Annotated in this window: 21 protein-coding genes; 17 read left to right on the top strand and 4 right to left on the bottom strand. The window is 69.3% G+C overall.

The window, feature by feature from the left end; translation table 11 throughout:
* Positions 1–39: 39 nt before the first annotated feature.
* Together HR086_RS06565 and HR086_RS06560 are read left to right on the top strand one after the other, a co-directional pair.
* On the top strand, positions 40–2,184 hold the full coding sequence (locus HR086_RS06565) for a hypothetical protein (protein ID WP_174465144.1): 2,145 nt from the start codon (positions 40–42) through the stop codon (positions 2,182–2,184).
* 316 nt (positions 2,185–2,500) lie between these two features.
* The gene (locus tag HR086_RS06560) at positions 2,501–3,226 is read left to right on the top strand and encodes a hypothetical protein (protein ID WP_174457167.1); all 726 of its coding nucleotides are present in this window, start codon (positions 2,501–2,503) and stop codon (positions 3,224–3,226) included.
* Positions 3,227–3,297: 71 nt separating this feature from the next.
* On the opposite strand, the gene HR086_RS06555 is transcribed toward HR086_RS06560, so the two are convergent.
* Positions 3,298–4,224, bottom strand: coding sequence for a hypothetical protein (locus HR086_RS06555; protein WP_174457168.1), 927 nt, complete (start codon positions 4,222–4,224; stop codon positions 3,298–3,300).
* Positions 4,225–4,453: 229 nt separating this feature from the next.
* Between HR086_RS06555 and HR086_RS06550 the strand changes: the two genes are divergently transcribed.
* Both HR086_RS06550 and HR086_RS06545 read left to right on the top strand, forming a co-directional pair.
* The gene (locus HR086_RS06550; protein ID WP_174461822.1) at positions 4,454–4,864 is read left to right on the top strand and encodes a hypothetical protein; all 411 of its coding nucleotides are present in this window, start codon (positions 4,454–4,456) and stop codon (positions 4,862–4,864) included.
* A 13-nt stretch (positions 4,865–4,877) separates the two neighbouring features.
* Complete coding sequence (locus HR086_RS06545) at positions 4,878–5,183, top strand: hypothetical protein (RefSeq protein WP_174465143.1); 306 nt, start codon at positions 4,878–4,880, stop codon at positions 5,181–5,183.
* Between the two features lie 57 nt (positions 5,184–5,240).
* Here HR086_RS06545 and HR086_RS06540 read toward each other — a convergent pair whose 3' ends face one another.
* Positions 5,241–5,897: an MBL fold metallo-hydrolase gene (locus tag HR086_RS06540; RefSeq protein ID WP_174457171.1), complete on the bottom strand. Its 657-nt coding sequence runs from the start codon at positions 5,895–5,897 to the stop codon at positions 5,241–5,243.
* 96 nt (positions 5,898–5,993) lie between these two features.
* On the opposite strand from HR086_RS06540, the gene HR086_RS06535 reads away from it, so the two are divergent.
* Both HR086_RS06535 and HR086_RS06530 read left to right on the top strand, forming a co-directional pair.
* Positions 5,994–6,662, top strand: a complete 669-nt coding sequence (locus HR086_RS06535) for a hypothetical protein (protein ID WP_174457172.1) — start codon at positions 5,994–5,996, stop codon at positions 6,660–6,662.
* A 327-nt stretch (positions 6,663–6,989) separates the two neighbouring features.
* Entirely contained in the window at positions 6,990–7,346 is a 357-nt protein-coding gene (locus HR086_RS06530; RefSeq protein WP_174465142.1) for a hypothetical protein, read from the top strand.
* A gap of 39 nt (positions 7,347–7,385) precedes the next feature.
* On the opposite strand, the gene HR086_RS06525 is transcribed toward HR086_RS06530, so the two are convergent.
* Positions 7,386–8,234, bottom strand: coding sequence for an NAD(P)H-binding protein (locus HR086_RS06525; protein WP_174465150.1), 849 nt, complete (start codon positions 8,232–8,234; stop codon positions 7,386–7,388).
* 27 nt (positions 8,235–8,261) lie between these two features.
* Entirely contained in the window at positions 8,262–9,113 is an 852-nt protein-coding gene (locus HR086_RS06520; RefSeq protein ID WP_174457173.1) for a helix-turn-helix domain-containing protein, read from the bottom strand.
* Between the two features lie 393 nt (positions 9,114–9,506).
* Between HR086_RS06520 and HR086_RS06515 the strand changes: the two genes are divergently transcribed.
* From HR086_RS06515 to HR086_RS06465, 11 genes are all read left to right on the top strand, one after another.
* Complete coding sequence (locus tag HR086_RS06515) at positions 9,507–11,879, top strand: DNA topoisomerase (ATP-hydrolyzing) subunit A (RefSeq protein ID WP_141643843.1); 2,373 nt, start codon at positions 9,507–9,509, stop codon at positions 11,877–11,879.
* Between the two features lie 12 nt (positions 11,880–11,891).
* On the top strand, positions 11,892–13,823 hold the full coding sequence (locus HR086_RS06510) for a type IIA DNA topoisomerase subunit B (RefSeq protein WP_141643842.1): 1,932 nt from the start codon (positions 11,892–11,894) through the stop codon (positions 13,821–13,823).
* A gap of 97 nt (positions 13,824–13,920) precedes the next feature.
* The gene (locus tag HR086_RS49390) at positions 13,921–15,456 is read left to right on the top strand and encodes a PEGA domain-containing protein (RefSeq protein WP_141643841.1); all 1,536 of its coding nucleotides are present in this window, start codon (positions 13,921–13,923) and stop codon (positions 15,454–15,456) included.
* Between the two features lie 55 nt (positions 15,457–15,511).
* Positions 15,512–16,723, top strand: coding sequence for a PEGA domain-containing protein (locus HR086_RS06500; RefSeq protein WP_174457175.1), 1,212 nt, complete (start codon positions 15,512–15,514; stop codon positions 16,721–16,723).
* Between the two features lie 48 nt (positions 16,724–16,771).
* Complete coding sequence (gene sppA / locus HR086_RS06495) at positions 16,772–19,252, top strand: signal peptide peptidase SppA (protein WP_174465141.1); 2,481 nt, start codon at positions 16,772–16,774, stop codon at positions 19,250–19,252.
* A 257-nt stretch (positions 19,253–19,509) separates the two neighbouring features.
* Complete coding sequence (gene rho, locus HR086_RS06490; protein ID WP_141646942.1) at positions 19,510–21,084, top strand: transcription termination factor Rho; 1,575 nt, start codon at positions 19,510–19,512, stop codon at positions 21,082–21,084.
* A 63-nt stretch (positions 21,085–21,147) separates the two neighbouring features.
* Complete coding sequence (locus HR086_RS06485) at positions 21,148–21,417, top strand: hypothetical protein (RefSeq protein WP_141646943.1); 270 nt, start codon at positions 21,148–21,150, stop codon at positions 21,415–21,417.
* Positions 21,418–21,420: 3 nt separating this feature from the next.
* Complete coding sequence (locus HR086_RS06480; protein ID WP_174465140.1) at positions 21,421–23,313, top strand: DUF4129 domain-containing protein; 1,893 nt, start codon at positions 21,421–21,423, stop codon at positions 23,311–23,313.
* On the top strand, positions 23,306–24,589 hold the full coding sequence (locus tag HR086_RS06475; RefSeq protein WP_174461817.1) for a DUF4350 domain-containing protein: 1,284 nt from the start codon (positions 23,306–23,308) through the stop codon (positions 24,587–24,589). The genes HR086_RS06480 and HR086_RS06475 overlap by 8 nt, the downstream gene beginning before the upstream one ends.
* Positions 24,586–25,584 (top strand): MoxR family ATPase, encoded by a 999-nt coding sequence (locus HR086_RS06470; RefSeq protein WP_141646946.1) that lies wholly within the window; start codon positions 24,586–24,588, stop codon positions 25,582–25,584. The genes HR086_RS06475 and HR086_RS06470 overlap by 4 nt, the downstream gene beginning before the upstream one ends.
* Positions 25,581–26,888, top strand: coding sequence for a DUF58 domain-containing protein (locus HR086_RS06465; protein ID WP_141646947.1), 1,308 nt, complete (start codon positions 25,581–25,583; stop codon positions 26,886–26,888). Before HR086_RS06470 ends, HR086_RS06465 begins: the two co-directional genes overlap by 4 nt.
* The last annotated feature ends 10 nt before the right edge of the window (positions 26,889–26,898 follow it).

Here is a 26,898-nt window from a genome sequence, read left to right as displayed (position 1 = left end):
AGAGTGGGTCGGGTCGTACTCCCGCTCGAGAGGTGTTCCATGAGAAGCGTCGTACTCAGCGTCGTCGTGGCGGTCCTGGCGGCATGTGGCACGGGCCCCGAAGAGACGTCCGCCCGGGAACTCGGTGTCCAGCGCTCCGCGGTCAACATCACCGTGGAGGACCAGATTGTCACCCGCCTGCCGAGCGCCTCGGGAGCCACCCTCGGGTATTCCGAGTACCTGCCTCCGGGCTACCTGACGTCGACCCAGAGCTACCCGGCCATCATCCACCTCAACGGCATGGGAGAGCTGGGTCGGGCGACGACGGAGGCGGAGTTGTACGCCATCACCACGAGGCACGGCGCGCTCGCCAACATCCGCGCGAGCGCCACGTGGAAGACGTACTTCGGCAACAAGCAGGTGATGGTCTTCACGCCGCAGAGCCTGGACAACTACTCGCCCACGGAGCTTCGTCCGTTCGTGCAGTTCATCGTCGCCAACTACCGCGTCGACCCCACGCGGGTGTACCTGACGGGCCTGAGCATGGGCGGCTGGGGGACGTGGCGGTACGCGAACCTGTATGGCGCGGAGCTGGCGGCCATCGCCCCCTTCGCCACCAACATCGGAGCGCCGGGCAACACGCTCACCACGCTCAAGGACGTGCCCATCTGGGCCTCCAGCAGCTACAACGAAATCGCCGCGCAGCAGGCCTGGCTGGTCAGCTACACCAAGAACTACGATGTGTCGCAGGTGGTGAACATCTCCAACACCTCGCAGAAGCTGACGTACCTGTTCGACAAGACGACGAAGCAGTGGACGTCGCAGGCGGGCGCCGTGAGCACGGGGACGGCCATCGCCCGGTTCATCGTGATTCCCGGCTCGGACCACACCGGTTGGTCGGAGTCCTATGGCACGCAGGCGTTCTGGGACTGGATGCTGGCGCAGCAGCGCGGCACGACGCCGCCTCCACCCACCCAGTACACGCTCACCGTCAACAGCGGCTCGGGCGACGGCCAGTATGTGAGCGGCACGCAGGTCACCCTCACCGCCGACGCTCCGGCCCCTGGCTACGTGTTCGACCAGTGGACCGGCGCCACGGTGGCCAGCACCACCTCCGCGACCACGACCTTGACGATGCCCGCGGCGGCCACCACCGTCACCGCGACCTACCGCGTGTCCTCGCCCACGCAGTACACCCTCACCGTCAACAGCGGCTCGGGCGACGGCCAGTACACGAGCGGCACGCAGGTCACCCTCACCGCCGACGCTCCGGCCCCTGGCTACGTGTTCGACAAGTGGACCGGGGCCACGGTGGCGAACCTGACGTCCGCGACCACGACCCTGACGATGCCCGCGGCGGCCACCACCGTCACCGCGACCTATCGCGTGTCCTCGTCGGGCCTGCCCATCACCACCGAGGACCAGCTCGTCGGCCGGCTGACGAGCGCCACGGGCGCGCCGTACGCCTACGCGGAGTACCTGCCGCCGGGCTACCTGACGTCTCCGACGACGACCTATCCGCTGGTGCTCCAGCTCCACGATTCCGGGGAGATGGGCACCACGAGCACCGAGGCCCAGTTGGTGGAGATGGTGTCCCGCTACGGCCCGCTCAAGCTCATCCGCGACAACGCCCCCTGGAAGACGTACTTCGGCACGAAGCAGGCCATGGTCTTCGCACCGCGCGCCTCCGCGAACTGGGACGCCACGCAGCTCAACGCCCTCGTCGACTTCATCATCGCCAACTACCGCGTGGACCCGTCGCGCATCTACGTCACGGGCCGCGTCCTCGGCGGCTCCGGTGCGTGGAATTATGGCCACAGCCACGGCAACCGCATCGCCGCGCTCGCGCCCGTGGGCGCGAACCTGGGCGGCCCCGGCCCCGCGCTCACCCAGTTGGTCAACGTCCCTGTGTGGATGGTGGACGCCTGGCAGACGGCCGACGCGTGGACGGCCCAGCACTCCTGGTTGCGCGGCCTGACGAAGGCGTATGGCTGGGACCAGTACCTGACCTTCGCCGCGCCCGCCGCGACGCTCACGTACGTGTTCAACGCCACCAACGACACCTGGTCCACCCAGACGGGAGCCCACGGGGCGGGGACCTCTCCCCTGCGCTTCACCGTGCACCCCCAGGGCACCGACTTCGGCACGCCCACCTACGAGGCCGTCGCCTTCTGGGATTGGATGTTCGCCCAGCAGCGCCTGTAACCGGTCTCCAGACCGTCGCCATGGCAATACAAGACAGGCTGGATTCTTCCATCCGCGCCTGAATTGACCCATGAGCGACGGCGCGCCCCGTCCAGGGCGACCGTCATCCTCCGTGGCGACTGTCGCCCTCCACCAGGGGCCAGGAGGTTGCGAGGGATTGTCACTCCGCACGCACCCGGGTCCGTCCGAACGTGGGTCAAGACTTATCCGCTAAACGGAATTTCACGGATTTGTCTTGTGCAAAACAGACGGACTATACGTACGGGCCACGTAGCTATTTCCGGCTACGGGCAATCCCATACCCCCAGGAGCAGACATGAAGCTCAAGACGTTGATTGGCTCGCTGACGCTGGCGACGCTGCTGACCGGTGGCACGGCCGTGGCCCAGAACATCGAGCCGGTGCCCCCGCACGAGACGGGCGAGATTCCCAGCAGGGATGGAGAGATGGTGCGCGTTCCGTTGAGCAAGGTGCTCAAGGACTCGGCGCGTGAGGACATCGAGCAGGCCCCCGTGGAGGGCTTCCTTCCGGAGCTCCCCATCCTGGTCGACGGTGTGAAGTACACCGCGAAGCAGATCCAGGAGAAGGACATCCACCTGTCGCACTACGTGCTGGATGCCCGCTCCGCCGAGCAGGCGGTGGTGCAGGGCTTCCGCACCACGGCGGACGTGACGAAGTACTTCAACCAGACGGGCCAGTTTCCCTCCGAGCAGCCCACGGGCGCGGAACTCGCGCCGTGCAACCCCTGGTCGGTCTTCTTCGAGCACTCGTGGTACGGCGGCGCCAACTTCTCCGTCTATCCGGGCTGGGGCTACAACACGCTGGGCTGGTGGAACGACCGCATCTCCTCCATGTGGAGCACCCAGTGTGGCCGTTGGACGGTGATGACCGAGCACCATTATTTCGGCGGTCACCAGCTCTGGGTCGCGCGCGCCTGGGCCGTCGGCAACATGGGCAGCTACGGCTGGTACACGGGTTGGTGGCCGTTCCGCCGCTGGCACTCGTGGAACGACCGCGTCTCGTCGGTCGCCGTCTACTGGTAGTCGCAGGGTGACGTGAGTGGGCCGGAGGCCGCTGTCGCCTCCGGTCCCGCGTCAAGGAACCGGGCCCGTGCTCACTCGGAGGGAGGCTCGGCCGCCACCGTGTGCCACCGGTCGTCGTGAATCCAGCCGACGGTCCGGTCCGCGAGCGCCCACACGCCATCACCGGCGCCGCGCAGCCCGGTGAAGCGCAGCGAGTCCGCCTTGGAAATGGCCACGGGCTTCAGCCTGTCGCCGACCACCCGGTCGATGCCTCCCAGATGCGCCACGTAGACGTGGTCCTGGAACGTCGCGATTCCGTAGTAGTCGCGCTCGGTGTCGGGAGGCCGGATGACGCGCCAGTCGTCGCCGCTTCCCAGCAGGACGGCGCCTTCGCCACCGCAGAGGGCATAGCCGCTCTTCAGCGTGCATACGCCATTGAAGCCCGTCTCCAGCGGAAGCGAGATGCGGCGCCAGCGCTTTCCGTCGAAGTGCGCCAGATGCCCCTCGGAGGTGGCGGCCATGAAGTCGTCGCGGCCGTGGCCCGCGAGGGCTTCGAGGGTGACGTCCTCCCCGTCGATGGTGAGCTGGGGCAGCGTGCTGAAACGTGCCTTGCCCAGCACGTAGGCCTGCCCCACCGCGCCCACACAGACGACGTCGTTCCCCAGCACGCGGAGTCGACGCAGCGGCCCGAGGTCCTCGACGGCCGCGTTCTTGAACACCTTGCGAGAGGCCTTCAGCGCATCCGGTGTCCTCGGCGTCTTCCAGTCGAAGCGAATCACTGTCCCGTTCTCTCCGAGGACGTACGCCAGTCCCGCCGTGGTGGCATCCACGGAGAGGACCGCCTCACCGGACACTCCGAACTCCAGCCACGCGCCGTCCCTGCGCACGCCGATGCGATTGCCAGGGTTGTCGTAGTCATCCCCCACCGTGCATGCGGCGATGACCACCCCAGGAACGGGGCTCAGGCCCTCTTGGATGTAGGCGTCGCGCAGGAACTCCGCATCCGTCAACCCACTCATGTCCGAGAACTCTCCAACGTATGGCTCCGCGAGGATTCGACCAGACAGGACATTTACGACATGGGCGTCGGGCGCGCCATCTCCTCCTCGCCCGGCCCCTTCGCGCCTCTGTCAATGCCCCATCCACGGACATTCAATTGCAACTCAAGAAACAACAGAAACCAGTGTGCTTGTGAATCTAGATATAGACAGACAGGGCCGCACTCCTCCCACACCTCGAGGTGGATTCATGAGAAGCGTTGCGCTCGCCGTCTTCGTCGCGGTCCTCACGGCCTGCGGGCCGGGCCAGGAAGAGACTCCCGCCCAGGAACTCGATACCCGCCCTGCCCCGCTCATCACCCCTGTCGAAGACCAGATTTCGGTGCACATGCCGAGTCCCGCGGGCTCGCCGCTTCCCTATGGCGAGTACATCCCTCCGGGCTACAACACCTCGACGGAGACGTACCCGGTCGTCATCCACCTGAACGGAATCGGCGAGCTGGGCGTCGCGCAGAACCCGACGGCGCTCTACGAGGTCGTGACGCGCAACGGGGCGCTGCGGAACATCCGCAACAGCACCACCTGGAAGACGTACTACGGCCAGAAGAAGGCGCTCATCTTCGCTGGCGACCATCGCCTCCAACATCGGCGCCCCGGGTGACACGCTCACGAAGATGAAGGACGTCCCCGTGTGGGCCGCCAGCAGCCACGGGGACCGGTGGGGCGAGCAGTCCTGGGTGCTCCCCGTGACGAAGAACTACAACTACTGGGCGTTCCCGCCCCTCGTCCAATCCACGCAGACGACGACGTACCTGTTCAGCAAGACGACGCAGACCTGGACCTCGCAACCCGGCGTCATCTCCACGGGAAGATCCATCGTTCGCTATGTGCTGTACCCGGGCACGGCGCACATGGGCTGGTCCGAGACCTACGGCCTGCAGGGCTTCTGGGACTGGATGTTCGCCCAGCAGCGCCCGTAGTCGGCACCGGAGCGGACCGGAGGGCCGTATCGCCTCCGGTCCCGCTTCACGGAGTGCTCACTTCCGGGGGCGCATCCGGAACGCGACGAACGACGCCACGTCGGGGAAGGCGAAGTACGGGTTCTTCTGACGCACGTCACCCAGGGGAGCCACCGGCACGTCCGCGTAGTCGTGCCCTGGCAACAGCCGCGTCGAGTCCGGGACCTTGAGCAGCACCTGGGACAGTGAGCGGTACATCGCCTCCGGGTCTCCCCCGTTCATGTCGCACCGGCCGCAGCCGTTGATGAACAGCGTGTCCCCGGACACGAGCGCGTCACCGGCCAGCAGGCAGTGGGAGCCCGGCGTGTGCCCTGGCGTGTGCAGTGCCTGGAAGACCTCGGCGCCCACGGGCACCGCGTCCCCGGGCCCCAGTGGACGCAGCGCGTCCTTCAGTTCGCGCAACTCCGCGGAGAACTCCACCTCCGCGCGCTGCGCGTAGACGGGCACGTCATGCCGCGACAGCAAATCCGGCAGACCGTTGATGTGGTCGAAGTGGCAGTGCGAGACGAAGGCTCCGGCCAGGCGCTTGCCGTCCTCCGCCACCGCGCGCTCAATCGCCTCCACATCCCACGCAGGGTCCACCACCACCACGTCGGGAGAGTCCGCCGCGCCGACCAGGTAGACGAAGTTGTCCATGGGCCCCAGCTTGAGCTGACGCACGTAGGGAATTCGCATCTCTCATACCTCCCGGGAAGACTCTAACGCTTGAGACTTGCCGCCACGGCCTCTTCCCTCTTGAATGGGCGTCTTTTTCTCGGAGGTCCACCCACCGTGAAGCGCTCTCTGCCGTTGCTCGTCTGCACCCTCCTCGCCGGCTCGAGCGTCGTCGCCAAGGAACGGTCCACCTTCAAGTACACCGCGCCCGCGGACGGGGAGCGGCCGGTCATCGTCGACGCCGTCATCGCGCCGCAGGGCAGCGACTTCGCCATGCGGTTGCGCTTCGACAAGGACCCCTGGGGCGAGGAGTGCAAGAGCCGCTGCTCCAACGCCACGTTGTTGATCGACACGGACTCCAGCAAGCAGACAGGGCTGCGGCTCGCGCAGGGGGCCCCGGGCAACGGCGCCGACCTGGCCGTCATCATCCAGGGCGTGCGCGACTATGCGTCCGAGGGCGGCGGCAGTGCCCAGACGTGGCTGCGAGTGAAGGTACGACTGCTGGGCAGCGAGGCGAGCACGGTGGATGACGGTGAGCTGCTGGCCGAGCTCAGCCACAAGCACGACACCGACCGCATCCAGTCCGACGGCAAGACGGTCTACCTGTTGATCGACACCACCCACGCGTCCATTCCGTCCGCGCGCAAGGCGCGGGTCGTCTATCAGCCACCCGGTGGCAAGCCCATCCAGGCCACCGTGCCCGGCATGATTGGCGGCGGCGGTGGTCGGGGCGTGCGAATCTTCAAGGACGGCAACTGGGGCAAGGCGCCCAAGGCGACGCCCTGAGCTGACGCGGAGCCCACGGGGCACAGCTCCTCTCTCGAATCGCCGCGCGTGAAGTGGTCGAGTTCCCTAGGGACCTTCTATCTCTCGCGCGCAAACGGGGCTGAAATCGGGCGGTGGTACCCCCACCCGATTGCCATCCGCACGCGGATTCGGCCCTGAAGCGGAATCACGACCGAGACGTTCTCCTCTCGCGCGGAACGCTGATGGTTCCACGCGGGAGGCAACCCAGTCGGGAGAGTCCCCCTGAAGCCCGTCACCATCGCATTCGTCGCCTACCTGGCCGTCGCAGGCGCTAGCGCCCCCTCTCCGGCTGTCGAGTCCGTCTCAGTGGTACGACTGCTCGCGGCCCCTGAGGCCTACGACGGCAAGCGCGTCGAGGTCGTCGGCTATGGGACCTTCGAACATGAAGGCACGGCCCTCTACTTCAATCCCCAGGACCATCAGCGTGGCGTTCCCATGAGCGCGGTGTGGCTCGTGCTCGGCGAGGCGTGGGAGTCGAAGGAGCGCACTCCTCCTCGCTATGTCATCGTGCGAGGCACCTTTCGCGCAAAGAGCCGCGGTGCCCTCGGCCTGTTCGCGGGCGCCATCACCGACATCGACCGGCTCGACGACTGGGACATGGGGAGCGCCGCGCCCCCACAGCAACCCAAGGGAGAACCCACCCGCGCGCGGGGCTGCCTCTGAAACGAAGCCCGTGGACAAGGCCCTCCCTCGGCTCGGGCCTCAGTCCTCGCGCCATGACCCGGCATGCTCCCGAGCGAAGTCTTCGAAGGAGCGCGGCGGAGTGCCCGTGACTTCGAGCACCGCGTCGCTGGCCCTGGGTGCCCGGCCCTCTCGGTGGAAGCGGAACATGTCGATGAGCCCCTCGACGTGCGCGGGGCTCACGGCATACGGCAGCATCGCCTCGCGAAACACCCCGTCAGGGATGGACTCGTACCTGAGCTCGCGGCCCGCGGCCTGACCGAGAACGCGGGTCATCTCTTGGTATGTCATCGCCTTGGGGCCGCAGAGGTCCAGGTGCCTCCCCGTGAAGGACTCGGACGTCAGACACACCGCCGCCACGCGGGCGATGTCCCTCGCGTCGATGGGACTCTCCTCTCCATCGCCCCATGGCAGGCGCAGCACACCTTCGGTCTTCAGCGCATGGCCGTAGTACGTGACGAAGTTCTGCATGAAGCCCCCGGGCCGGAGCACGGTGTTCGGGATTCCCGAGCGCTCCAGCTCACGCTCGATGGCGCCGTGGACACGAGCCAGGAAGAACGCCTCGCTCCCCGCACAGAGAATCGAGAGCTTCACCAACCTGCTCACCCCCGCGCGGCGCGCGGCCTCGATGACTCGCACCTCGGCGCCAACCTGGTCGACCATGTCCCCCGTCGCGAGGAACACCGTCCGCGCACCGTCCAGACATGCCTCCAGTCCTTCGCCCGTGCTCAAGTCGACACGCGCATGCTGTGTGGCGCGAGGGTCCGGTACTCGCGAGCGAAACGCCGCCCGCGTGGGCACCCCCCGCTTCACGAGCTCGTCGAGGACCGCGCTTCCCACCACTCCCGTTGCACCCAGGATGACGTTCATGCGCGGCAAGATGCGCGCGCCAGTGCCTCACCCGATAGGAAGCATTTGACCCCGCTCCTCGGGCGGCAGCGCCGTGGCGCCGCGAGCGGCCGCTGACAGGGCCCCCGGAGCCAATCCGGAGAGCTTCCGGCATTCAAGCAACCAGTGGGACTGGTCGCAGTACCCCGCTTCATGCGCCAGCCAGGTGAGCGACGCCGTCGCGTCCTCTCTCGTGCGCTGGAGCGCCTGCTGGAAGCGGCGGACCCGGAGGAAGTCTCGCGGCGTCAGTCCCACCTCGCGCCGGAACAACTCGATGAACCTGCGGTGACTCAAGCCCGAGCCCGCGACGAGCGAAGAGACAGGCACGTCCGCCGTACTCGCTCGAAGTCGCCCCAGCGCCGTCCACACCGCCTCATGCACGGACCGGAGCGACGCATGCCGGGCAAGGAACGCCGTGCCCAGAAGCGCGAAGCGCTCCTCGTCACTCGACGCCTCGGAGAGTCGCGCCACCCACCGCGTCGCGACAGGCCCCCACAACGAGGACAGCTCCACGTGCCGCCCGGCCAGCGCATCCAGGGGAACGCCCAAGAGGGGCCAGGCGCCCCCCGCGCGGAAGTGGACGCCCGCGAGCATGGACTGCTGCGCCGTGGGAACGTCGAACGCGGCACGCCGAGGACCAGAGACCAACGCCTCCGCGCACGCCCCCGCCTCACCATCCAGCTCCCTCCACTCCAGTCGCTGCCCCGCCAAAGGAATCACCAGCTCCAGCGTTCCCGTGGGCAGCACCCGCTCCAGCCCATGCCCGGGCCGATACCCGTCGTACAGCCAGAAGGCCTGGATGAACGGGCGCAGGGGCTCGGGAGGCGCGAGCGCACGGTAGAAGGAATGGACCTGGGTCATCGCTCGCCCCGCTTCATACCCCCGTCTCCAGCACGCCGCGTCGATGCCCGGGCAAGGGAGCAAGCCCACCCTGTCCTACCTGTCCAGGGCCTCCCAGGAGCCAACCGGGCGTCCTCTCCTACCCGCACCCACCGTCCCGTCCCCAGGTGAGTCCCATGGGCCCTCGCCCTCGGAATTCCAAGGGGTTACAGGGATGTTTCACCTTGGGACCGAACTGGACGGGCTTTCAGGTAGGATGCCTCCGAGGATACGCAACCCCCCGAATTCGTTCCAATTGTCAGGGGGCCATGGTAGTCCCGCCGCTTTGTTACAGCTTCCAGATTCCATGGCGCGGAGTGCGCGAGTCACGCACCGCGTTCGGGTACGAGACGTTCTCACCTGGGTTTGAAGAGCATGCGCGCAGAAGCCGAAAAGAAGACGCCAAAGAAGCAGGGAGGCGCGGGTGGCGGGGGTGGAGCCTCGGGCTCGGCGGGTGGTGGAGATGGATATATCCCCGCCTCGCTCGCTGACGAGGCGCGTCGCCGGTACATCAACTACGCCCTGTCGGTCATCACCTCACGCGCCCTGCCGGACGTGCGCGACGGCCTCAAGCCCGTGCAGCGCCGCATCCTGTACGGCATGTGGAACGACCTGAACCTGTCGTTCGACACGAAGTACCAGAAGTGCGCACAGGTGGTCGGCGCCATCATGGGTCGCTACCACCCGCACGGCGACGCCTCCATCTACGACGCGCTCGTGCGCATGGCGCAGGACTTCTCCCTGCGCTACCCGCTGGTGGACGGCCACGGCAACTTCGGCTCGCTCGACGGCGACTCCGCGGCCGCCTACCGCTACACCGAGTGCCGACTGGAGAAGCTCGCCACCGAGATGTTGGGTGAGCTGGAGCGCAAGACGGTCGACTTCCGGCCCACCTACGACGGCACGCGCAACGAGCCCATCGTCATCCCCTCGCGGGTGCCGCAGTTGCTGATGAACGGCACCACGGGCATCGCCGTGGGCATGGCCACCAACATCCCGCCCCACCACCTGGGCGAGCTGGTGGACGCGCTGGTCGCGCTCATCGAGAACCCGGCGCTGCTCACCAAGGATCTGCTCAAGTGGATCAAGGGCCCGGACTTCCCCACCGGCGGGCAGATCCTCAATGACAAGAAGGAGCTGCGCGACATCTACGAGACGGGCCAGGGCAGCGTCCGCATCCGCGGCGAGTGGGACACCGAGGAGCTCAAGCGCGGCGGCACGCAGATCATCGTCACGTCCATCCCCTACACGGTGAACAAGTCCACCCTGGTCGCGAAGATTGGCGACCTGGTGCGCGAGCGGAAGCTGCCGCTCATCGTCGACGTGCGCGACGAGTCCACCAAGGACGTGCGCATCGTCCTGGAGCTGAAGAAGGACGCCAACGCCGACCTGGTGATGGCGTACCTCTACAAGCACACGCCCCTGCAGACGACGTTCGGCGTCAACCTCACCTGCCTCGTCCCCAGCGACGACAACCCCGAGGTCGGCACGCCGCGCCGGCTGGACCTCAAGAGCATCCTCCAGTTCTTCCTCGACTTCCGCTTCGGCATCGTCACGCGGCGCTACCAGCACGAGCTGGGCGAGCTGCAGAAGCGCGTCCACCTGCTCGAGGGCTTCGAGAAGGCCTACGACGCGCTGGACGAGATCATCCGCATCATCCGCCAGTCCGAGGGCAAGCAGGACGCCGCCCAGAAGTTGATGGTGCGCTTCAAGCTGGATGAGCTCCAGGTGGACGCCATCCTGGAGATGAAGCTCTACAAGCTCGCCCGCCTGGAGATCCTGGTCGTCCAGAAGGAGCTCAAGGAGAAGCGCGCGGAGATCAAACGCATCGAGGGCATCCTCAAGGACAAGAAGAAGGTCTGGGGCACCGTCAAGGACGAGCTCGCCGAAATCAAGGGGCTCTACAACGACAAGCGCCGAACCAAGATTGGTGGCGCGGGCTCCGAGGAAGTGGAGTTCAACGCCGACGCGTTCATCGCGGACGAGGATGCCCATGTGGTCATCACCCGCGACGGCTGGGTCAAGCGCGTGCGCGAGGTCAAGGACCCGTCCTCCACCCGCCTGCGCGAGGGCGACGCCGTCATGGCCGTGCTCGCCGGCAGCCTGAAGGCGAACCTCGTCCTGTTCAGCAACTTCGGCACCGCCTACGTCACCCGCTTCAACGACATCCCCGCCTCCACCGGCTACGGCGACCCCGTCCAGAAGCTGTTCAAGTTCGACGACGGCGAGCGCGTGGTCGCCGCCCTCTCGCTCGACACGCGGCTGGCGAGTCCGCAGAAGCTCCTGGGCGTGACGAAGCAGGGCATGGGCATGCGCTTCCTCCTGGAGCCTCACCTGGAGGTCTCCACGCGCGCCGGACGTCGCTACGCCAAGACGGGCGAGGGCGATGAGATCATCGGCGTGCAGGCCGTGGGCGAGAAGGACCTGCTCGCGGTGCTCACCAAGAAGACCAACGCGCTGGTGTGCAAGGCGGCGGAAATCAACGAGCTGGCCGGCCCTGGCAAGGGCGTCACCGTCATCAAGGTGGACGCGGACGACCAGGTGGTCGACTTCCTCGTCACCGCGCCGAACCAGAAGGACGCGAAGCTGGATTTCGAGACGCAGAAGGGCCGCAAGCTGCAGCTCGCCCCCGCGAAGTACGGGGTGACGGGCCGCGGCGGCAAGGGCCACGAGATGTCCAAGCGCGACGCGGTGGAGGACGTGGCCCGGCCCGTCGTCTTCATCCCGTTGCCCGAGAAGAAGGACTAGCCAGAGGACGCCATGGCGACGAAGAAGGAAAGCTATACAGGCGCCGACATCCAGGTCCTCGAGGGCCTGGATCCGGTGCGCAAGCGCCCGGCCATGTACATCGGCGGGACGGACGGCACCGGGTATCACCACCTGTTGTGGGAGATCCTCGACAACTCGGTGGACGAGGTCATCAACAGCCACGCCACCACCGTCGAAGTGACGCTCCACAAGGATGGCCGCAGCATCACCGTGGTGGACAACGGGCGCGGCATCCCCGTGGACATCATGCCCAAGCTCAAGAAGCCCGCCGTGGAGGTCATCCTCACGACGCTGCACTCGGGCGGCAAGTTCGAGCAGGGCAACTACACCCACTCGGGCGGTCTGCACGGCGTGGGCAGCTCCGTGGTGAACGCGCTCTCCCGCAAGCTGACGGTGGAGATCAAACGCGACGGCAAGCGCCACATCCAGACGTACGCGCGAGGCAAGCCCACCAGCCCCCTGAAGGCGGACGGCGGCGCGCGCGGCACGGGCACGTCCATTACGTTCGAGCCGGACCCCGAAATCTTTGGGGAGAAGCTGAAGTTCGACGCGGAGCTGGTGCGCGAGCGGCTGGAGGCCAAGAGCTACCTGCACAAGGGCATGATCGTCATCTGGAAGGATGAGACGGCCAGCCCCGCCACGTCGGTGACGTACAAGCACGACGGCGGCATCGCCGAGTACCTCACCAAGGTGGTGACGGAGCGGCAGAAGCCGCTGGTACCGGTGGGCAGCACCAACTTCTACCACTCGCGCGACAACGGGGTGCGGCTGGAGGCGTCGCTGGGGTGGACGGAGGCCACGGACGAGCACATCCGCTCCTACGTCAACGGCGTGCCCACCCCCATGGGCGGCACGCACGAGGCGGGCCTCAAGGGCGCCATCGTCAAGGCGGTGCGCAACTACATCGAGACGCACGACCTGACGCCCAAGGGCGTGACGCTCACCGCGGAGGACATCCGCGAGGGAATCACGGCCATCCTGTCCGTGTACGTGGTGGAGCCCCAGTTCCAGGGCCAGACGAAGTCGCGCCTCAACAACCCCGAGGTGACGGCGCAGGTGGACGGCGTGCTGCGCCCGGCGCTGGAGAAGTGGCTCAACGACAACAAGAGCATCGCCGAGGCCGTCGTCGGCCGCATCATCCTGGCGGCCCGCGCTCGCGAGGCCAGTCGCGCCGCGTCCCTGGCCGTCAGCCGCAAGACGGCCGTCAGCCACCGGCTCAACCTGCCGGGCAAGCTGGCGGACTGCTCGTCCACGGACCCCAACCTGAGCGAGCTGTTCCTCGTCGAAGGTGACTCGGCAGGTGGCTCCGCCAAGCAGGGCCGCGACCGGCGCACCCAGGCCATCCTCCCCTTGCGGGGCAAGGTGCTCAACGCGGAGCAGGCGTCCACCGACAAGGTCGCGGGCAACAAGGAGCTCCAGGACATCGTCAGCGCCCTGGGCTGCGGCATCGGCGCGGACTTCGACATCACCAAGCTGCGCTACGGCCGCGTCTTCCTGCTGATGGACGCCGACAGCGACGGGCACCACATCGCCACGCTGCTGCTGACGTTCTTCTACCGGCACCTGCGCCCGCTCATCGAGAGCGGCGCCATCCACATCGCCCAGCCTCCGCTGTTCCGCGTGGACATCGGCAAGGAGACGTACTGGGCGCTGGACGAGGCGGACCGCGACAGAATCATCCGCGAGAAGGTGAAGGGCAACGCCAAGCCCAACATCATGCGCTTCAAGGGCCTCGGTGAGATGACCGCCGACGAGCTCAAGGAGACGACGCTGGACCAGAAAAACCGGATGAGCCTGCGAGTCACGATCGACAACCCCATCGAGACGGACCGCGTCATCAATGACCTGATGGGCAAGGACGTGAGTGCCCGGTTCCGGTTCATCATGGAGCGCGCGGGCGAGGTCGAAGCGCTGGACGTCTAGCCATCCGTCATCCTGCCGCGGGTCCCCCCCGCCCCGGATTGCCCCCGGGGCGGAGGGCCGTGACGGGGCTCCCCTCGCTCGGCTAGCATCCGGCGCCGTGACTACGTTCCGCCGAATCGCCCTGCTCCTCACCCTGCTGCTGGCCGTCCTTCCCGCTCATGCCCAGACGACGCGCAAGAAGTCCGCGCGCAAGAAGGCCGTGCCCACCAAGGTGGTGAAGAAGAAGCCCTCGGGCAGGGACGTGAAGAAAGCCCCGCCCGTGGAGGACACGGACACGGCGGACACGAACGACGTCGCGTCCCCGGAGCCCATGGTCTTCGGAGAGCCGGACTCGAAGCCGCACCCCACCAACAAGCCCGAGGCGCCCGCCGCGAAGCCTCCGCCCGCCGCGGTGGCCACGCCGGTGGCGCCGCCCCCTCCGAGCGCCACCGAGCCGGAGAAGCCCAGCACGAGGCCGTCGCTGGCCGCCACGCCCGCCGTGTCCACCGGCCCCGTGGCGCTCTTCTCCGTCGCCCGCGCCTCGGCCGCGTCCGCCGCGGCGCTGAAGCTGGAGACGGAACTGACGCGTCACCTGCAGCGCGGCGGAGACGTGCAGTTCGTGGACCTGGGCGCGGCCTTCCCGCCCCCGGAGCCGACGCCGCTGACGAAGGCCGACGGGCTGTTCGAGGACGGCCGGGCCGCCTACGACAACCTGGACCCGGAGGTCGCCGAGGCGAAGTTCCGCGCGGCCGCCGAGGCGTACGAGCAGGCCCCCGGTGAGCTGCGGCCCGAGCGGCTGGGTGAGGCGTTCCTGTTCCTCGGCGCGGCCCGGATGCTCAATGGCGACGCGGCTGGCGCGAAGGAGTCCTTCATCCGCTCCGTGGTGGCCGAGCCCGCCACCCGCCCGGACAAGGCGCTCTTCGGTCAGGACGTGCAGAAGGCCTTCGACGAGGCGCGCGCCGAAGTGAGCGCGCGGCCCGCTGGCACTCTCGCCGTGGAGTCCCAGCCCGCGGGCGCGCAGGTCCACGTGCGCGGCCAGGAGCTCGGCGTCACGCCGCTCAAGGGCGTGTCCGTCCCCGCCGGCCACCACGCCGTCATCGTGACGCTGCCGGGCTACACGTCCTTCGCCCAGTACGCGGAGGTGAAGTCCACCGGGAGCGCCGAGGTGAAGGCGACGCTTGTGCCCGGGCCGGGCCTGTCCGCCATCCGCGAGGCCGCCGTGCGCGCCGGCTCGCAGGAGGCCTTCGACAGCGAGACGCTGCCTCCCGAGACGGGCGCCATCGCCGAGCGCCTGGATGCCCGCTACCTGGTGCTGGCCGCGGTGTCCCAGGACAAGAAGGGCCGCCTCCAGGCGGAGCTCCAGGTCTGGGACGTGCGCACCCAGGCCCGGCTGCGCGGCGTGGAAATCGACCTGTCGGGCAAGGACCGCAAGCGGGGCCCCGAGGCGGCCGCGCAGCAGGTCCGCGACTTCATCCACGGCGCCATGTCGCCCCGCGTCGCGGAGAGCGGTGGCACGGGCGTGTCCCTGCTGAAGCGGCCGTGGTTCTGGGCCGCCGTCGGTGGCGTGGCGGCGGTGACGGCGGGCGCCGTCTTCGTGGCGACCCAGGACAAGGGCCGTCCCTTCAATCCCATCACCGGAGGAACAGGCTTCTGAGCCACGGGTTGAATGACGGTTCGCCGCTCGCGTCGCTCGTTTCAGAGGTTACCCCATGAGAGCCCTCGTCCTCGCCCTGCTTCCCTCGCTCGCCCTGGCGGCGTCCCCCGCCCCGGCCCGGCGTGTCTCCAGCCTCCTCGTCCCCATGGACCCGGCCTCCGAGGCCACCGCGGTCCAGATGGAGGGCTACATGAACGAGGCGCTGGGGAACTTCTCCGGCTTCACCGTGCGCAAACCCGAGGAGCTCTTCGGCCTGCCCGGAGACCCCGCCGCCCAGTCCGCGCTCGAGCGTGCCCGCAAGGGGTACTCGGAGAGCGCCGCCGCCTTCGACAAGAAGGAGTACGACGAGGCGGAGGCGAAGGTCCGCGCCACCCTCAAGGAGCTCAACGGCGCGCCGTCGTCCATGAGGGGTTGCTCGCCCCTGTGCGAGTCGCTGGCGCTGTACGCGGCGCTCCTGCACCTGCGCGGCGACGTGGAGGAGGCGAAGCTCGTCCTCATCGACCTCATCGCCGTGTCGCCGACCTTCGAACTCAACCCCAAGCGCTTCAGCCGGGACTTCATCGCCCTGCGCGTGCAGGTGGCCACCGGCCGCACGTCCCAGCTGCGCGGCAGCGCCACGGTGAAGTCGCGGCCCGCTGGCGCCCGTGTCTACGTGGATGGTGAACTGGCCGGCCACACGCCGGTGACGATTCCCGCGCTGGCGGTGGGCAAGCATCTGTTGCGCATCGAACGGCCGGGCTTCCGCCAGTTCGGCCAGCTCATGGAGGTGACGCCGGACGACGTGGAGGTGAGCACGGAGCTGGTGCCCACCGCCTCGTACAAGGCCTACGACGCGCAGCTGGACCGCGTGGCCAGCGAAGTGTCGCGTGGCATTCCCCAGGCCAACGGCGTGGCGGGGCTGGGCAAGTCCATGGGCCTGGAGCGCGCCATGGTGGGCACGGTGAAGGCCTCGGGCGAGGGCTCCGAGCTCATCCTGGGCTACTACGACTTGCGCAACGGCAAGAAGCTCGGAAGCCGCCGCGTGGTGCTCCAGGGCGACGAGTTCGGTCAGCTCAAGCAGGAGATGGAGCGCATGGTGAATCAGATGGTGAACACCAGCGAGGGTGGCGGCGAGAAGGTGGTGCGCAGCTCCGACCCGCTCGACAACCGGGGCGGCACCGAGGACTGGGGCGCGGAGGACCGCGGCGGACGCACCCGCTCCGAGGAGAAAAAGAAGAAGAAGGTGGATGACCCGCTCGACGGGGTGTCCGGAACCGAGGACTGGTGACACGCGGCGCTTGTCCTCGGGCGGGCGCGGCCTAGAGTCCTGGCGCGTATGCGCCTGCTCGCCCTCCTGCTGCTGCTCCCGTCGCTCGCGCTCGCTCAGACGAGCACCATCGTCCAGGCCCCCGTCCCCACGCGGGGGATGACGCTGCCGCCCACCGGCGCGGCCCTGGTGGACGAGGCCACCGCCCTGTCGCTCAACCCGGCCGGGTTGGGCTTCGTCCGCTCCGGGCAGCTGTTCTACCTGCACGAGCGCAACCTGGAGCGCGACAGCGTCGCGGACGGCGTCTTCCTGGGCGCGCAGCTCGTGGGCGTGGGCATGGGCGCATCCATGGAGTGGATTCGCGGGCGGCACGAGCCGGACTACCGGCGTACGTCGCTGGGCCTGTCGCTGGGCTCGCCCACGCTGCAACTGGGCGGCTCCTGGCACGGCTTCAGCTCCGACGATGACGACATCGACGCGCTGGACACGTTCGACGTGGGCCTCACCGCCCGCCCCGTGCGCGCCCTGTCGCTGGCGGCGGTGGTGAAGGACCTCAACGCGCCCACCGAGGGGAGCCTGGAGGTCAAACGCAAGTACGACTTCGGCCTGGGCCTGCGCCCGCTGGACGAGCGCTTCACGCTGGGCATCGACTGGCTCTTCTCCGAGGGGGCCTTCCGCGAGGGGCAGGCGACGTACACGCTCCAGGCGGAAGTGATTCCGGGGCTGCGGCTGGGCGGAGGCGTGTCGCACGGCTTCGTCAGCGGCGTACCGCTGGCGCTCCAGTTGGCGGCGACGGTGGACACCGGCCACATCGGCGTCACGTACGCGGCGGGTGGCGGCGAGGACGGCACGGACCATGTCCTGGGTGTGCGCCTGTCTTCGGAGAGCTATCGCTCGCTGCGTCCGCCCGGGGGCGTCGTCACGATGCTCGACTTGAACGACGTGCTGGCCAGCGGAGGCAGTCCGCTCCTGGCGGTGCTCGGCGTGAGCGAGGCGGACCCGTTCCTGCGGCTGTCGCGCTGGCTGGACCTGGCCGCGAAGGACGAGCGGTTGTCGGGCGTGGTGCTGAAGATGGAGGGCCTGCCGGGGGTGGACTGGGGCAAGGCGGAGGAGCTGCGACAGGCGGTGCTGCGGCTGCGCGCGTCCGGCAAACGGGTGATGGCGGTGCTGCTGTCAGTGGATGACATGGGCTACTTCGTGGCGACGGCGGCGGAGCGCATCTACGCGGTGCCGGAGTCCTTCCTGCACATCAACGGCCTGGCCGCGCACCTGCAGACCTTCGGCGGGACGATGGACAAGCTCGGGGTGAAGTGGGACGTGGCGCGCGTGGGCAAGTACAAGACGGCCCCCGAGCAGCTCACCCTCAGCGAGCCGAGCGACGCGTCGCGCGAGGCGGTGGGCGCGTACCTGGACAACGAGGTGAGCTGGTACGAGCGCGCGGTGACGGAGTCGCGCAAGGTGCCGGTGGAGAAGCTGCGCGAGCTGTGGGCCGCGGGCCTGCCCACGCCGAAGCGGGCCCAGGAGCTGGGCTTCGTGGACGCCATCATCCACCCCGCGGAGCTGGACGGGAAGGTGCGGGAGATGGCGCCTCGGGCCCGCTTCAGCGCGGCGTACGCGCCTCGCGACGAGCGCGAGGACCGCTGGGGCAAGCGTCGCCGCATCGCCGTGGTGCCGGTGCTGGGCACCATCGCCGGAGGCAAGAGCCGCGAGGACCCGCTGGGCTTCAGCCGCATCGCCGGCGCGGAGACGGTGGTGCGCGCGCTGGAGTCGGCGAAGTCGGACCCGTCCGTCGTCGCCATCGTCCTGCGCGTGGACTCGGGCGGCGGCGAGGTGCTGGCCTCCTATCTCATGTACCAGGCGGTGCTGGACGCGGCGAAGGTGAAGCCCGTCATCGCCTCCATGGGCGACATGGCGGCGTCCGGCGGATACTACGCGGCCATGGGCGCCACGGAGATGCTGGCGCTGCCCACGACGATTACCGGCAGCATCGGCGTCTTCTACATCAAGCCCGCGCTACAGGGCCTGCTGGGCGAAAAGCTGGGCATCAGCCAGGAGACGCTGAGCCGCTCTCCCATGGCGGACGTCTTCGACACCTGGCAGCCCTGGACGCCGGAGCAGCAGACGGCGGTGCAGCAGTGGGTGGACGCGTCCTACGACATGTTCATCACCGAGGTGGCCCGCGCGCGCAAGAAGGACAAGGCGGAGGTGGACGCCATCGCCCGAGGCCGGGTGTGGAGCGGCACGGACGCGCTCGCGCGGGGACTGGTGGACCGGCTGGGCGGCCTGCATGACGCGGTGGAGTCCGCTCGCAAACACGCGGGCGTCCCCCAGGCCGAGGAGCTGGACCTGGTGCTGATGGGCGAGGCGCGCGGCTTCTTCTCCAGCATGGGCGGGGAGCCGGGCGTGCAAGCGGCCCTTGCCCTGCTCCCGGCGCCTTCCGAGCCCTTCCCCGCCGCCTTGCGACAGCTGGCGCGCGACGCGGGGGTGAACCTGGAACTCCTGCGCCCGGGGATGAAGGCGATGATGCCATTCACCCTCACCGTTCGCTGACGACGGCACGGCGGGGCGGGGTCCGCCCGCCAACACCGGGCGAAAAAACCGGGAGCGCGCCGGGCGTCCTCTGTTAGTGTTCCTCATGCACGCTGGTCGGCTTTCGGGCCGCCAGGGTGCTCCAGGGACCGGCGGTTCGGCCTTCCGTGTCTCAGGGCCCCGCGCCCGGCTCCCTGTCCCACAGCCTGAGTCACCCTGCGTCCCCCCGCCCTCCCCTCGGGATGGCCCGTGTGGGGCGCACACGGTCTGGAAACCTCATGAGCGAAAACTCCGATAACCGCGATCCACGTGATACCCCGCCGCCGCCCGCGGCCGCCCGTCCTGTCCCTCCTCCCGAAGCGGACGACGATGGCGGCGATGAAGGCGACGACGAGGGTGGAGACGAGGGCGAAGGCGGTGGCGCCTCGGCCAGTGGTGGCCCCGGCGGACAACCCGGCCAGCCCGGTGGACGCCGCCGTCGTCGGCGCCGTCGTCGTCGTGGCGCGCAGGTGCTCTTCACGCCGGATGGCCAGGCGTACCGGATGCAGCCGGGCCCGGACGGGCAGCAGGTCCAGGTCTTCCTGACGCCGCAGGAGCTGGAGCAGCACAAGCAGCGTCAGGCCCAGCAGCAGCAGGGCCCGCAGCAGCCCCAGCAGGGTCAGCAGCAGCCGCAGGGCGGCGGCCACGGTGGCGGCCAGCAGCACTCGCGCCAGCACCACGGCGGTGGTCAGCAGGGCCAGGCGGCGCAGCAGTCGAACCTGGCGCCCGTGGAGGGCGTGCTGGACACGGAGGCCAAGGGCCCCAACGCCTTCCTGCGGCAGGTGAAGCGAAACCTCCTGGCGGCGCCGGACGACCCGGAGCTGCCCAAGAACCTGGTGCAGAAGCTGCGCCTGCGACAGGGCCAGTACCTGACGGCCTTCGCGCAGATGCGCGGCCACAAGGGCATCATCCAGAAGGTCGACACGGTGGACGGCCGCCCGCTGGAAGGCGCGCCCCGGCTGCCGCACTTCGCGGACCTGACGTCGGTGGACCCCACCGAGCGGCTCAAGCTGGAGTGCGGCCACAAGGAGATGGTGACGCGGGTGTTGGACCTCGTGTCTCCCATCGGCAAGGGCCAGCGCGCGCTCATCGTCGCCCCGCCGAAGACGGGCAAGACGATCATGCTCCAGCGCATCGCCCAGGCCGTCATCTCCAATCACCCGGAGGCGCACGTCATGGTGCTGCTCATCGACGAGCGGCCTGAGGAAGTGACGGACATGCGCCGCAGCATCAAGGCGGAGGTCGTCGCCTCCAGCTCGGACCGGCCCACCGCCGACCACCTCAAGGTGGCGGAGCTGGCGCTGGAGCGCGCCCGCCGGCTGGTGGAGAACGGCAAGGACGTGGTCATCCTCCTGGACTCCATCACCCGTCTGGCGCGCGCCTACAACAAGGAGATCGACAACTCCGGCCGCACCATGTCCGGCGGCGTGGACAGCCGCGCGCTGGAGCGCCCCAAGCGCATCTTCGGCGCCGCGCGCGCCACGGAAGAGGCGGGCTCGCTGACCATCATCGGCACGGCGCTCATCGACACCGGCAGCCGCATGGACGAGGTCATCTTCGAGGAGTTCAAGGGCACCGGTAACTCGGAAGTCACGCTTGACCGCCTGCTCGCGGAGAAGCGCGTCTTCCCCGCGGTGAACATCGCCCAGTCCGGCACGCGCAAGGAGGAGAAGCTCTTCACCCTGCGCGAGTACGAGAAGGTGAAGAAGCTGCGGCAGATGCTCCACGCGGTGAAGCCGGTGGAGGCCATGGAAGCGCTCGTCAAGCGGCTGTCGCGGTACACCTACAACGACGAGTTCCTGGACGAGCTCTAAGCCGAGCTCCGAGACAGCGCGCGGGGGTGGTGTGGCGGGCCCGGGTTTGCGTAAGGTGGCGGCATGATTCAGGGCTCGGGCCGCTGCCACTACCACCCGGAGCGCGCCGGCCTCGGTATCTGCGTGGAGTGCCGGCGGGTCATCTGCCGGGAATGCACCACGCAGTTCGAGGGCATCAACCGCTGCGCGAGCTGTCTGGGCCGGCGCCTCAAGGCGCTGGAGGGCCCGGGTGAGCGGCGTGAGTGGACGGTGGGCAACGGGATGCTCGCGCTGGTGGGGCTCTTCCTCGTCTGGGGCGGCATCTATCTGGTCGCCTCCGTGGTGGCGAGCTAGCCCATGGCCGTCTCCGCGCTTGAGCTGCGCCCGCGCAACGCCGTCTCGCTGATGGACGCGGCGCTGCGCCTGTGCGCCCGGAGCACGGGCGTCTGGGCCCTCACCCTGCCCGGCGGCGCGGCCGTCGTCGCCGCCATGCTGTACCTGGCGGAGGCGGTGCGACTGGGACGCCCGCTGGTGCTGCCCACGCTGGCGCTCACGCTGGCGTGGTTCCTCCGAGGCGTGTGCCAGGGCGCCGCGTGTCACCACATCCAGGCCCGGCTCCTGGAGGGTCAAGGCGAGCCCTCGACGTGGGACTCGCTGAAGGCCGCGTTGGGGCGCCTGCCCTCGCTCTGCGTCGCGGTGGGCTACCTCTTCGTCTTCGACGGCATGGCCCTGTTGTTCGGCCTGGGCGTGGCCTACGTCGTGTTCTCCTCGGCGAGCGTGGGCTACGCGGCGGTGATGCAGGGCCGGGGGAGCGTGCTGGGGCTGTATGGGCACTGCTCGCGGCTGTTGGGCCCGGCGCGTGGCACCGCGACGATGGTCCGCATCCTCATGAGCGTGCAGGTCCTGGTCTTCTTCAACCTGCACATCGCGTTCAACTTCCTGCTGATGCTGGCCCGGAAGCTCCTGGGCATCGACCTGACCTTCGCGGAGCGCTTCGCCTCGCTGGACAACGCGCCCTGGCTCCTGTTCCTCGTGGCCACGACGTTCGCCCTCTTCGAGCCGGTGCGCGCCGCCACCGCCACGCTGCTGCTGGTGGATGGCCGGGTGAGGCAGGAGGGGCTCGACCTGATGGCGGCCGCGCAGCAGCTCCCGACGCGAGACTCCGGCAAGCCGCTCGGCCCGCGCAGCGCGGCCGTGCTCGCGGTGGCGCTGGGACTGGGACTGCTCGTCGGAAGCCCCGCCCGGGCGGACGAAGTGGCGCCGCGTCCTCCCGTCACCTCCGGGCGCGATGCGGCGCGGCGGCTGGGCCAGGTGGCACAGGCCTGCGAGGGCGAGGACACCGCCAGCGACCCTCGCTTCGAGCGCATGGGCGCCCTGGGCCCCGGTGAGCGCGGCAAGCTGGACCGGCTGGTGCGCGCGGTGGAGCGGCAGGCGTACGACAACGAGGACTGCGAGTCGGCCCTGGCCGCGCTGGAGCGGGGCCTGACGCAGGCCACGTCGACGGTGGAGGCGCAGGAGAAGGCGGACGCACGTGTCGCCTCGGCGCGGGCACGCGACATCCTCGCGCGGCCGGAGTTCGCCGTGGCGCCGCCCCGAGACGAAGAGACCAAGGAGCCCACGCCGCCCCCGGAGCCTCCGGGCTGGTGGCGCCGCTTCATCGACAAGCTGGGCGAGTGGCTCAAGGAGTTCTTCAAGCGCGACGAGGCCCCCGCCCCGGTGGACGTCGCGCCCCCCGCCGTCACCGGCGGCGCCGTGGCCAATGTCCTGGTGGTGATGCTGGTGGCGCTCACGGTGGTGGTGTTGGGCGTGGTGCTGATGCGGGCCCTGCGCAAATCCCGTCCGAGCCACCGGGAGGCGGGCCTGGAGGTCTCCACGCTGGATGCCACGACGCTCGCGGGAGACCCGGCGCACGCGCTGTCGCGCCCGCCGGAGGGCTGGGCCCAGCTGGCGGACGAGCTGGCGGCGCGCGGGGAGTACCGCGAGGCGGTGCGCAGCCTCTACCTGGCGCTGCTGTCCCGGCTTCATCGCGACGGCGCCATTCTCTACGACGTGACGCTGTCGAACTGGGACTACCTGAGCCAGTTCAAGGGGCGCACCGAGTGGAAGCCCCGCTTCCGCGAGCTGACGCTGCGCTTCGACTTCGCCTGGTACGGCAACACCCCGGTGGGCCAGTCGGGCTACCAGGAGTTCCGCTCGCTCACCGCGCCCATGCTGGCCGCGCCCGCCACGTTGGAGGCCGCCGGTGCGTGACCGCTTTCCCTTGCTGGTGGTGGGCGGGCTGGTGCTCACCGCGGTGCTCGGCTCGCTGCTCGTGAAGGGCGCGAAGCGCGGCGAGTTCGCCGACACCCTGTCCACCTATCGCGCGCACGAAGACGGCGCGCGCGCCCTGTTCCTGCTGGCCGAGGAGAGCGGCCTGCCGGTGACCCGCCGCATGGCGGACCTGCGCATCACCGGCGCGGACACCTCGACGCCGGTGCTGCTGGCGGTGGAGGTGGAGGGCTCGCGCGAGGATGACCTGGAGCAGACACAGCTCGCCGCCGAGCCCGATGCGGGCCTGGGCGACGAGCACGTGCCGCGCGTCGGCTTCAATGCCTTTCGCGCCAGCCACCTGGACGACCGCGAGGTGACGGAGCTCCTGGAGCGCGTGGTGGCGGGCGGCACGGTGGTCTACGTCCCCTGGGGCTCGCGGGAGAACCCGCTGCTGGATGCCCTGGGGGTGAAGCTCACCAAGGCGGACACGACGCTGCCCATGCGCACGCTGGTGCCGCCCTTCCCCTCCCCGTACACGCTGGGCGTGGAGCGGGTGGAGGTGAAGGTGCAGGCCTATCTGGAGCTGCCGGAGAACGCCGTCCCCGTGCTCGAGGACGAGCGGCTGGGACGCATGGTGGCGGCGGTGGTGCCTCACGGCCAGGGCCGGGTGCTGGTGGTGGGCGCGCCGGAGCTGGCCATGAATGGGGCGCTGGCGCGCGCGGACAACGCGCAGTTCTGGCTGTCCTCCCTGCGCGCGCTGGGGCCGGGCCCCTACGAGTTCGACGAGTTCCATCACGGCTTCACCAACGAGCGCTCGGTGGTGGACTTCGCGCGGCGCTACGGGCTGCAGTTCGCGGTGCTCCAACTGCTCGTCGGCGTGGCGCTGTGGTCCGTGGCGCTCAAGCGCTTTGGCCCCCCGCGTCCTCCTCCTGAGTCCGCTCGCGTGGGCGCCACCGATGCCCTGTTCGCCATGGCGCGGCTGTATCGCGAGGGGCGCCACCACGCCTTCGCCGCGAAGCTCGTCTCGCGTGGACTCACCCAGGAGCTGGCCCTGCATGCGGGGCTGCCCGCGCACGCCGCGCACACCGCCGTCTCGGACGCGCTGAAGGAGCGCGGACGCGAGGACCTGGCGCGCGGCCTGAATGACGTGGCCGCCCGCGCCGAGACCGCGGCCAACGACTCCGACCTCCAGCAGCTCGCGGCCCGCGCGGCGGGCCTGCGCCAACGCCTTCACTCCGCCGGCTCCGCCCGGCGCAGCACTCCCGGAACCCCATGAACGCGAATGACCCCGCCTCCACCCTCGTGCCCACTGGCTCCGCCGTGCAGGCCGCCCACGCCATCCGCGAGGGCGTGCTGCGCGAGGTGCGCAAGGCCGTCGTGGGCCAGGACGAGGTGCTGGAGCTGATGCTCTGCGGCCTCATCGCTGGCGGCCACGTGCTGCTGGAGGGTGTGCCCGGCGTGGCCAAGACGCTGATGGCCAAGGCGCTGGCGCGAAGCATCAGCTCCGACTTCAAGCGCATCCAGTTCACCCCGGACCTGATGCCGGCGGACATCCTGGGCACCAGCGTGTTCGACCTGAAGACGCAGGGCTTCGTGCTGGTGCGCGGTCCCATCTTCACGGACCTGCTGCTGACGGACGAAATCAACCGCGCCCCGGCCAAGACGCAGTCCGCGCTGCTGGAGGCCATGCAGGAGCGCGGCGTGTCGCTGGAGGGCCGCAACCTGCCGCTGTCGCCCCTCTTCACGGTGTTCGCCACGCAGAACCCGGTGGAGTCGGAGGGCACGTACCCGTTGCCCGAGGCGCAGCTGGACCGCTTCCTCCTGAAGATCGACGTGGGCTACCCCGCGCCGGAGGAAGAGGACGCGATTCTGGCGTCGGTGCACCGGGGCTTCGACTCGGGAGACCTGGCGCGCGCTGGCGTGAGCGCCGCGGTGACGAAAGAGGGCCTGCTGGCCGCGCGTGCCGCGCTCAACGAGGTCAACGTGGAGCCGCCGGTGCTCAGCTACATCCGCAAGCTGGTGTCGGCGACGCGCGCCTCCGGTCGCATCCGGCTGGGCGCGGGTCCTCGCGCGGGTGTGCATCTGCTGCTCGCGGCCAAGGCCCTGGCGGCCCTGCGCGGACGCAACTTCGTCACGCCGGATGACGTGCGCTTCCTCGCCGGCCCCGTGCTGAAGCACCGCCTGCTGCTGTCGCCGGACGCGGAGCTGGATGGCGCCACGCCGTCGGACGTGCTGCGCGAGGTGGTGCAGGCCGTGGAGGTCCCCCGGTGATTCCCACCGGGCGCCTCTGGGGGCTGCTCGCGCTCCTGGCCCTGCCCATGATGGCCGCGGGTTTCTTTCCCGGCCTGGGCGGCGCCGTGGTCGCCCTGGATGCGCTGGCCCTGGCGCTGGCCCTGCTGGACTTCTTCAGCGCCCGCTCGGCGAAGCTGGAGGTGCGGCGCGTGCTGCCGCAGCGGCTCAACGTCGGCGTGCCCAACAAGGTCGAGCTGCGCGTGGTGCACCGAGGCGGTCGCACGGTGCGCGTGCGCCTCAAGGACGGCGTGCCGGAGTCCTTCACCGCCACGCCCGAGGAAGCCCCGCTGGAACTCCAAGCGGACAGTGAGACGCGCTGGGTGTACCGGGTGACGCCGGCGAAGCGCGGGCGCTTCGACTTCGGAGACGTGTACGCGCGAGTCCAGGGCCCGCTGGGCCTCGTGTCCCATGAGCGCGTGTTCCCCGCCGCGCAGGCCATCTCCGTGTACCCGGACCTGCGTGGCGCCAACCGGCTGTTGCTGTCCGGAGCCGCGTTGGACCTGGTGAACCTGGGCCTGCGGCAGCTGCGCCGGGATGGCCGGGGCAGCGAGTTCGCTCGCCTGCGCGACTATGCCCAGGGAGACAGCGCGCGCGACGTGGACTGGAAGGCCACCGCCCGCCGGGGCAAGCCGGTGACGCGCGTGCTGGAGTCGGAGCGCTCACAATCCATCCTCATCTGCGTGGACGCGGGTCGCTCCATGGCGGCGCAGGTGGACGGCCTGACCAAGCTGGACCATGCGGTGAACGCCGCGCTCTTCCTGGCCTTCGTCGCCGTGCGCAACGGAGACCGGGTGGGCCTGGCCGTCTTCGCGGACGGAGTGAAGACCTACCTGCCCCCAGCGGCCGGACGTGGCCAGTACCGGAAGATGGTTGATGCGCTGTACTCCACGACACCCAGCCTCACGTACGTGGACTACCTGGCCCTCTTCAAGGAGCTGAACGTCCGCCTCACCCGGCGCAGCCTGCTGTGCGTCTTCACCGACTTCCTCGACGAGGAGCAGGCCTCCACCATGGTGGCCCCGCTGCACCGGCTCGCGCGGCGCCATGTGCCCCTTTGCCTGTCGGTGAAGGACACCGCGCTCCAGAAGCTCCTGCGCACGCCACCGCCCGGGCCGGAGGAATCCTTCCAGCACGCGGTCGCCTCGGAGCTGCTCGCGGACCGCGAGGTGCTCAAGGCGCGAGTGAGTCAGGGCGGCGTGCAGATGCTGGATGTTCAACCGGATGACTTGAGCCTCGCGGCCGTCAACCGATACCTCGACATCAAGGCCCGGGGCGTGCTGTAGCGGCTGGCAC

This window comes from Myxococcus sp. CA039A, assembly GCF_013336645.1.
Lineage (GTDB): Bacteria > Myxococcota > Myxococcia > Myxococcales > Myxococcaceae > Myxococcus > Myxococcus llanfairpwllgwyngyllgogerychwyrndrobwllllantysiliogogogochensis.
The sequence above is the reverse complement of the archived record's forward strand: the minus strand, read 5'-3'. Positions and strand labels throughout refer to the sequence as shown.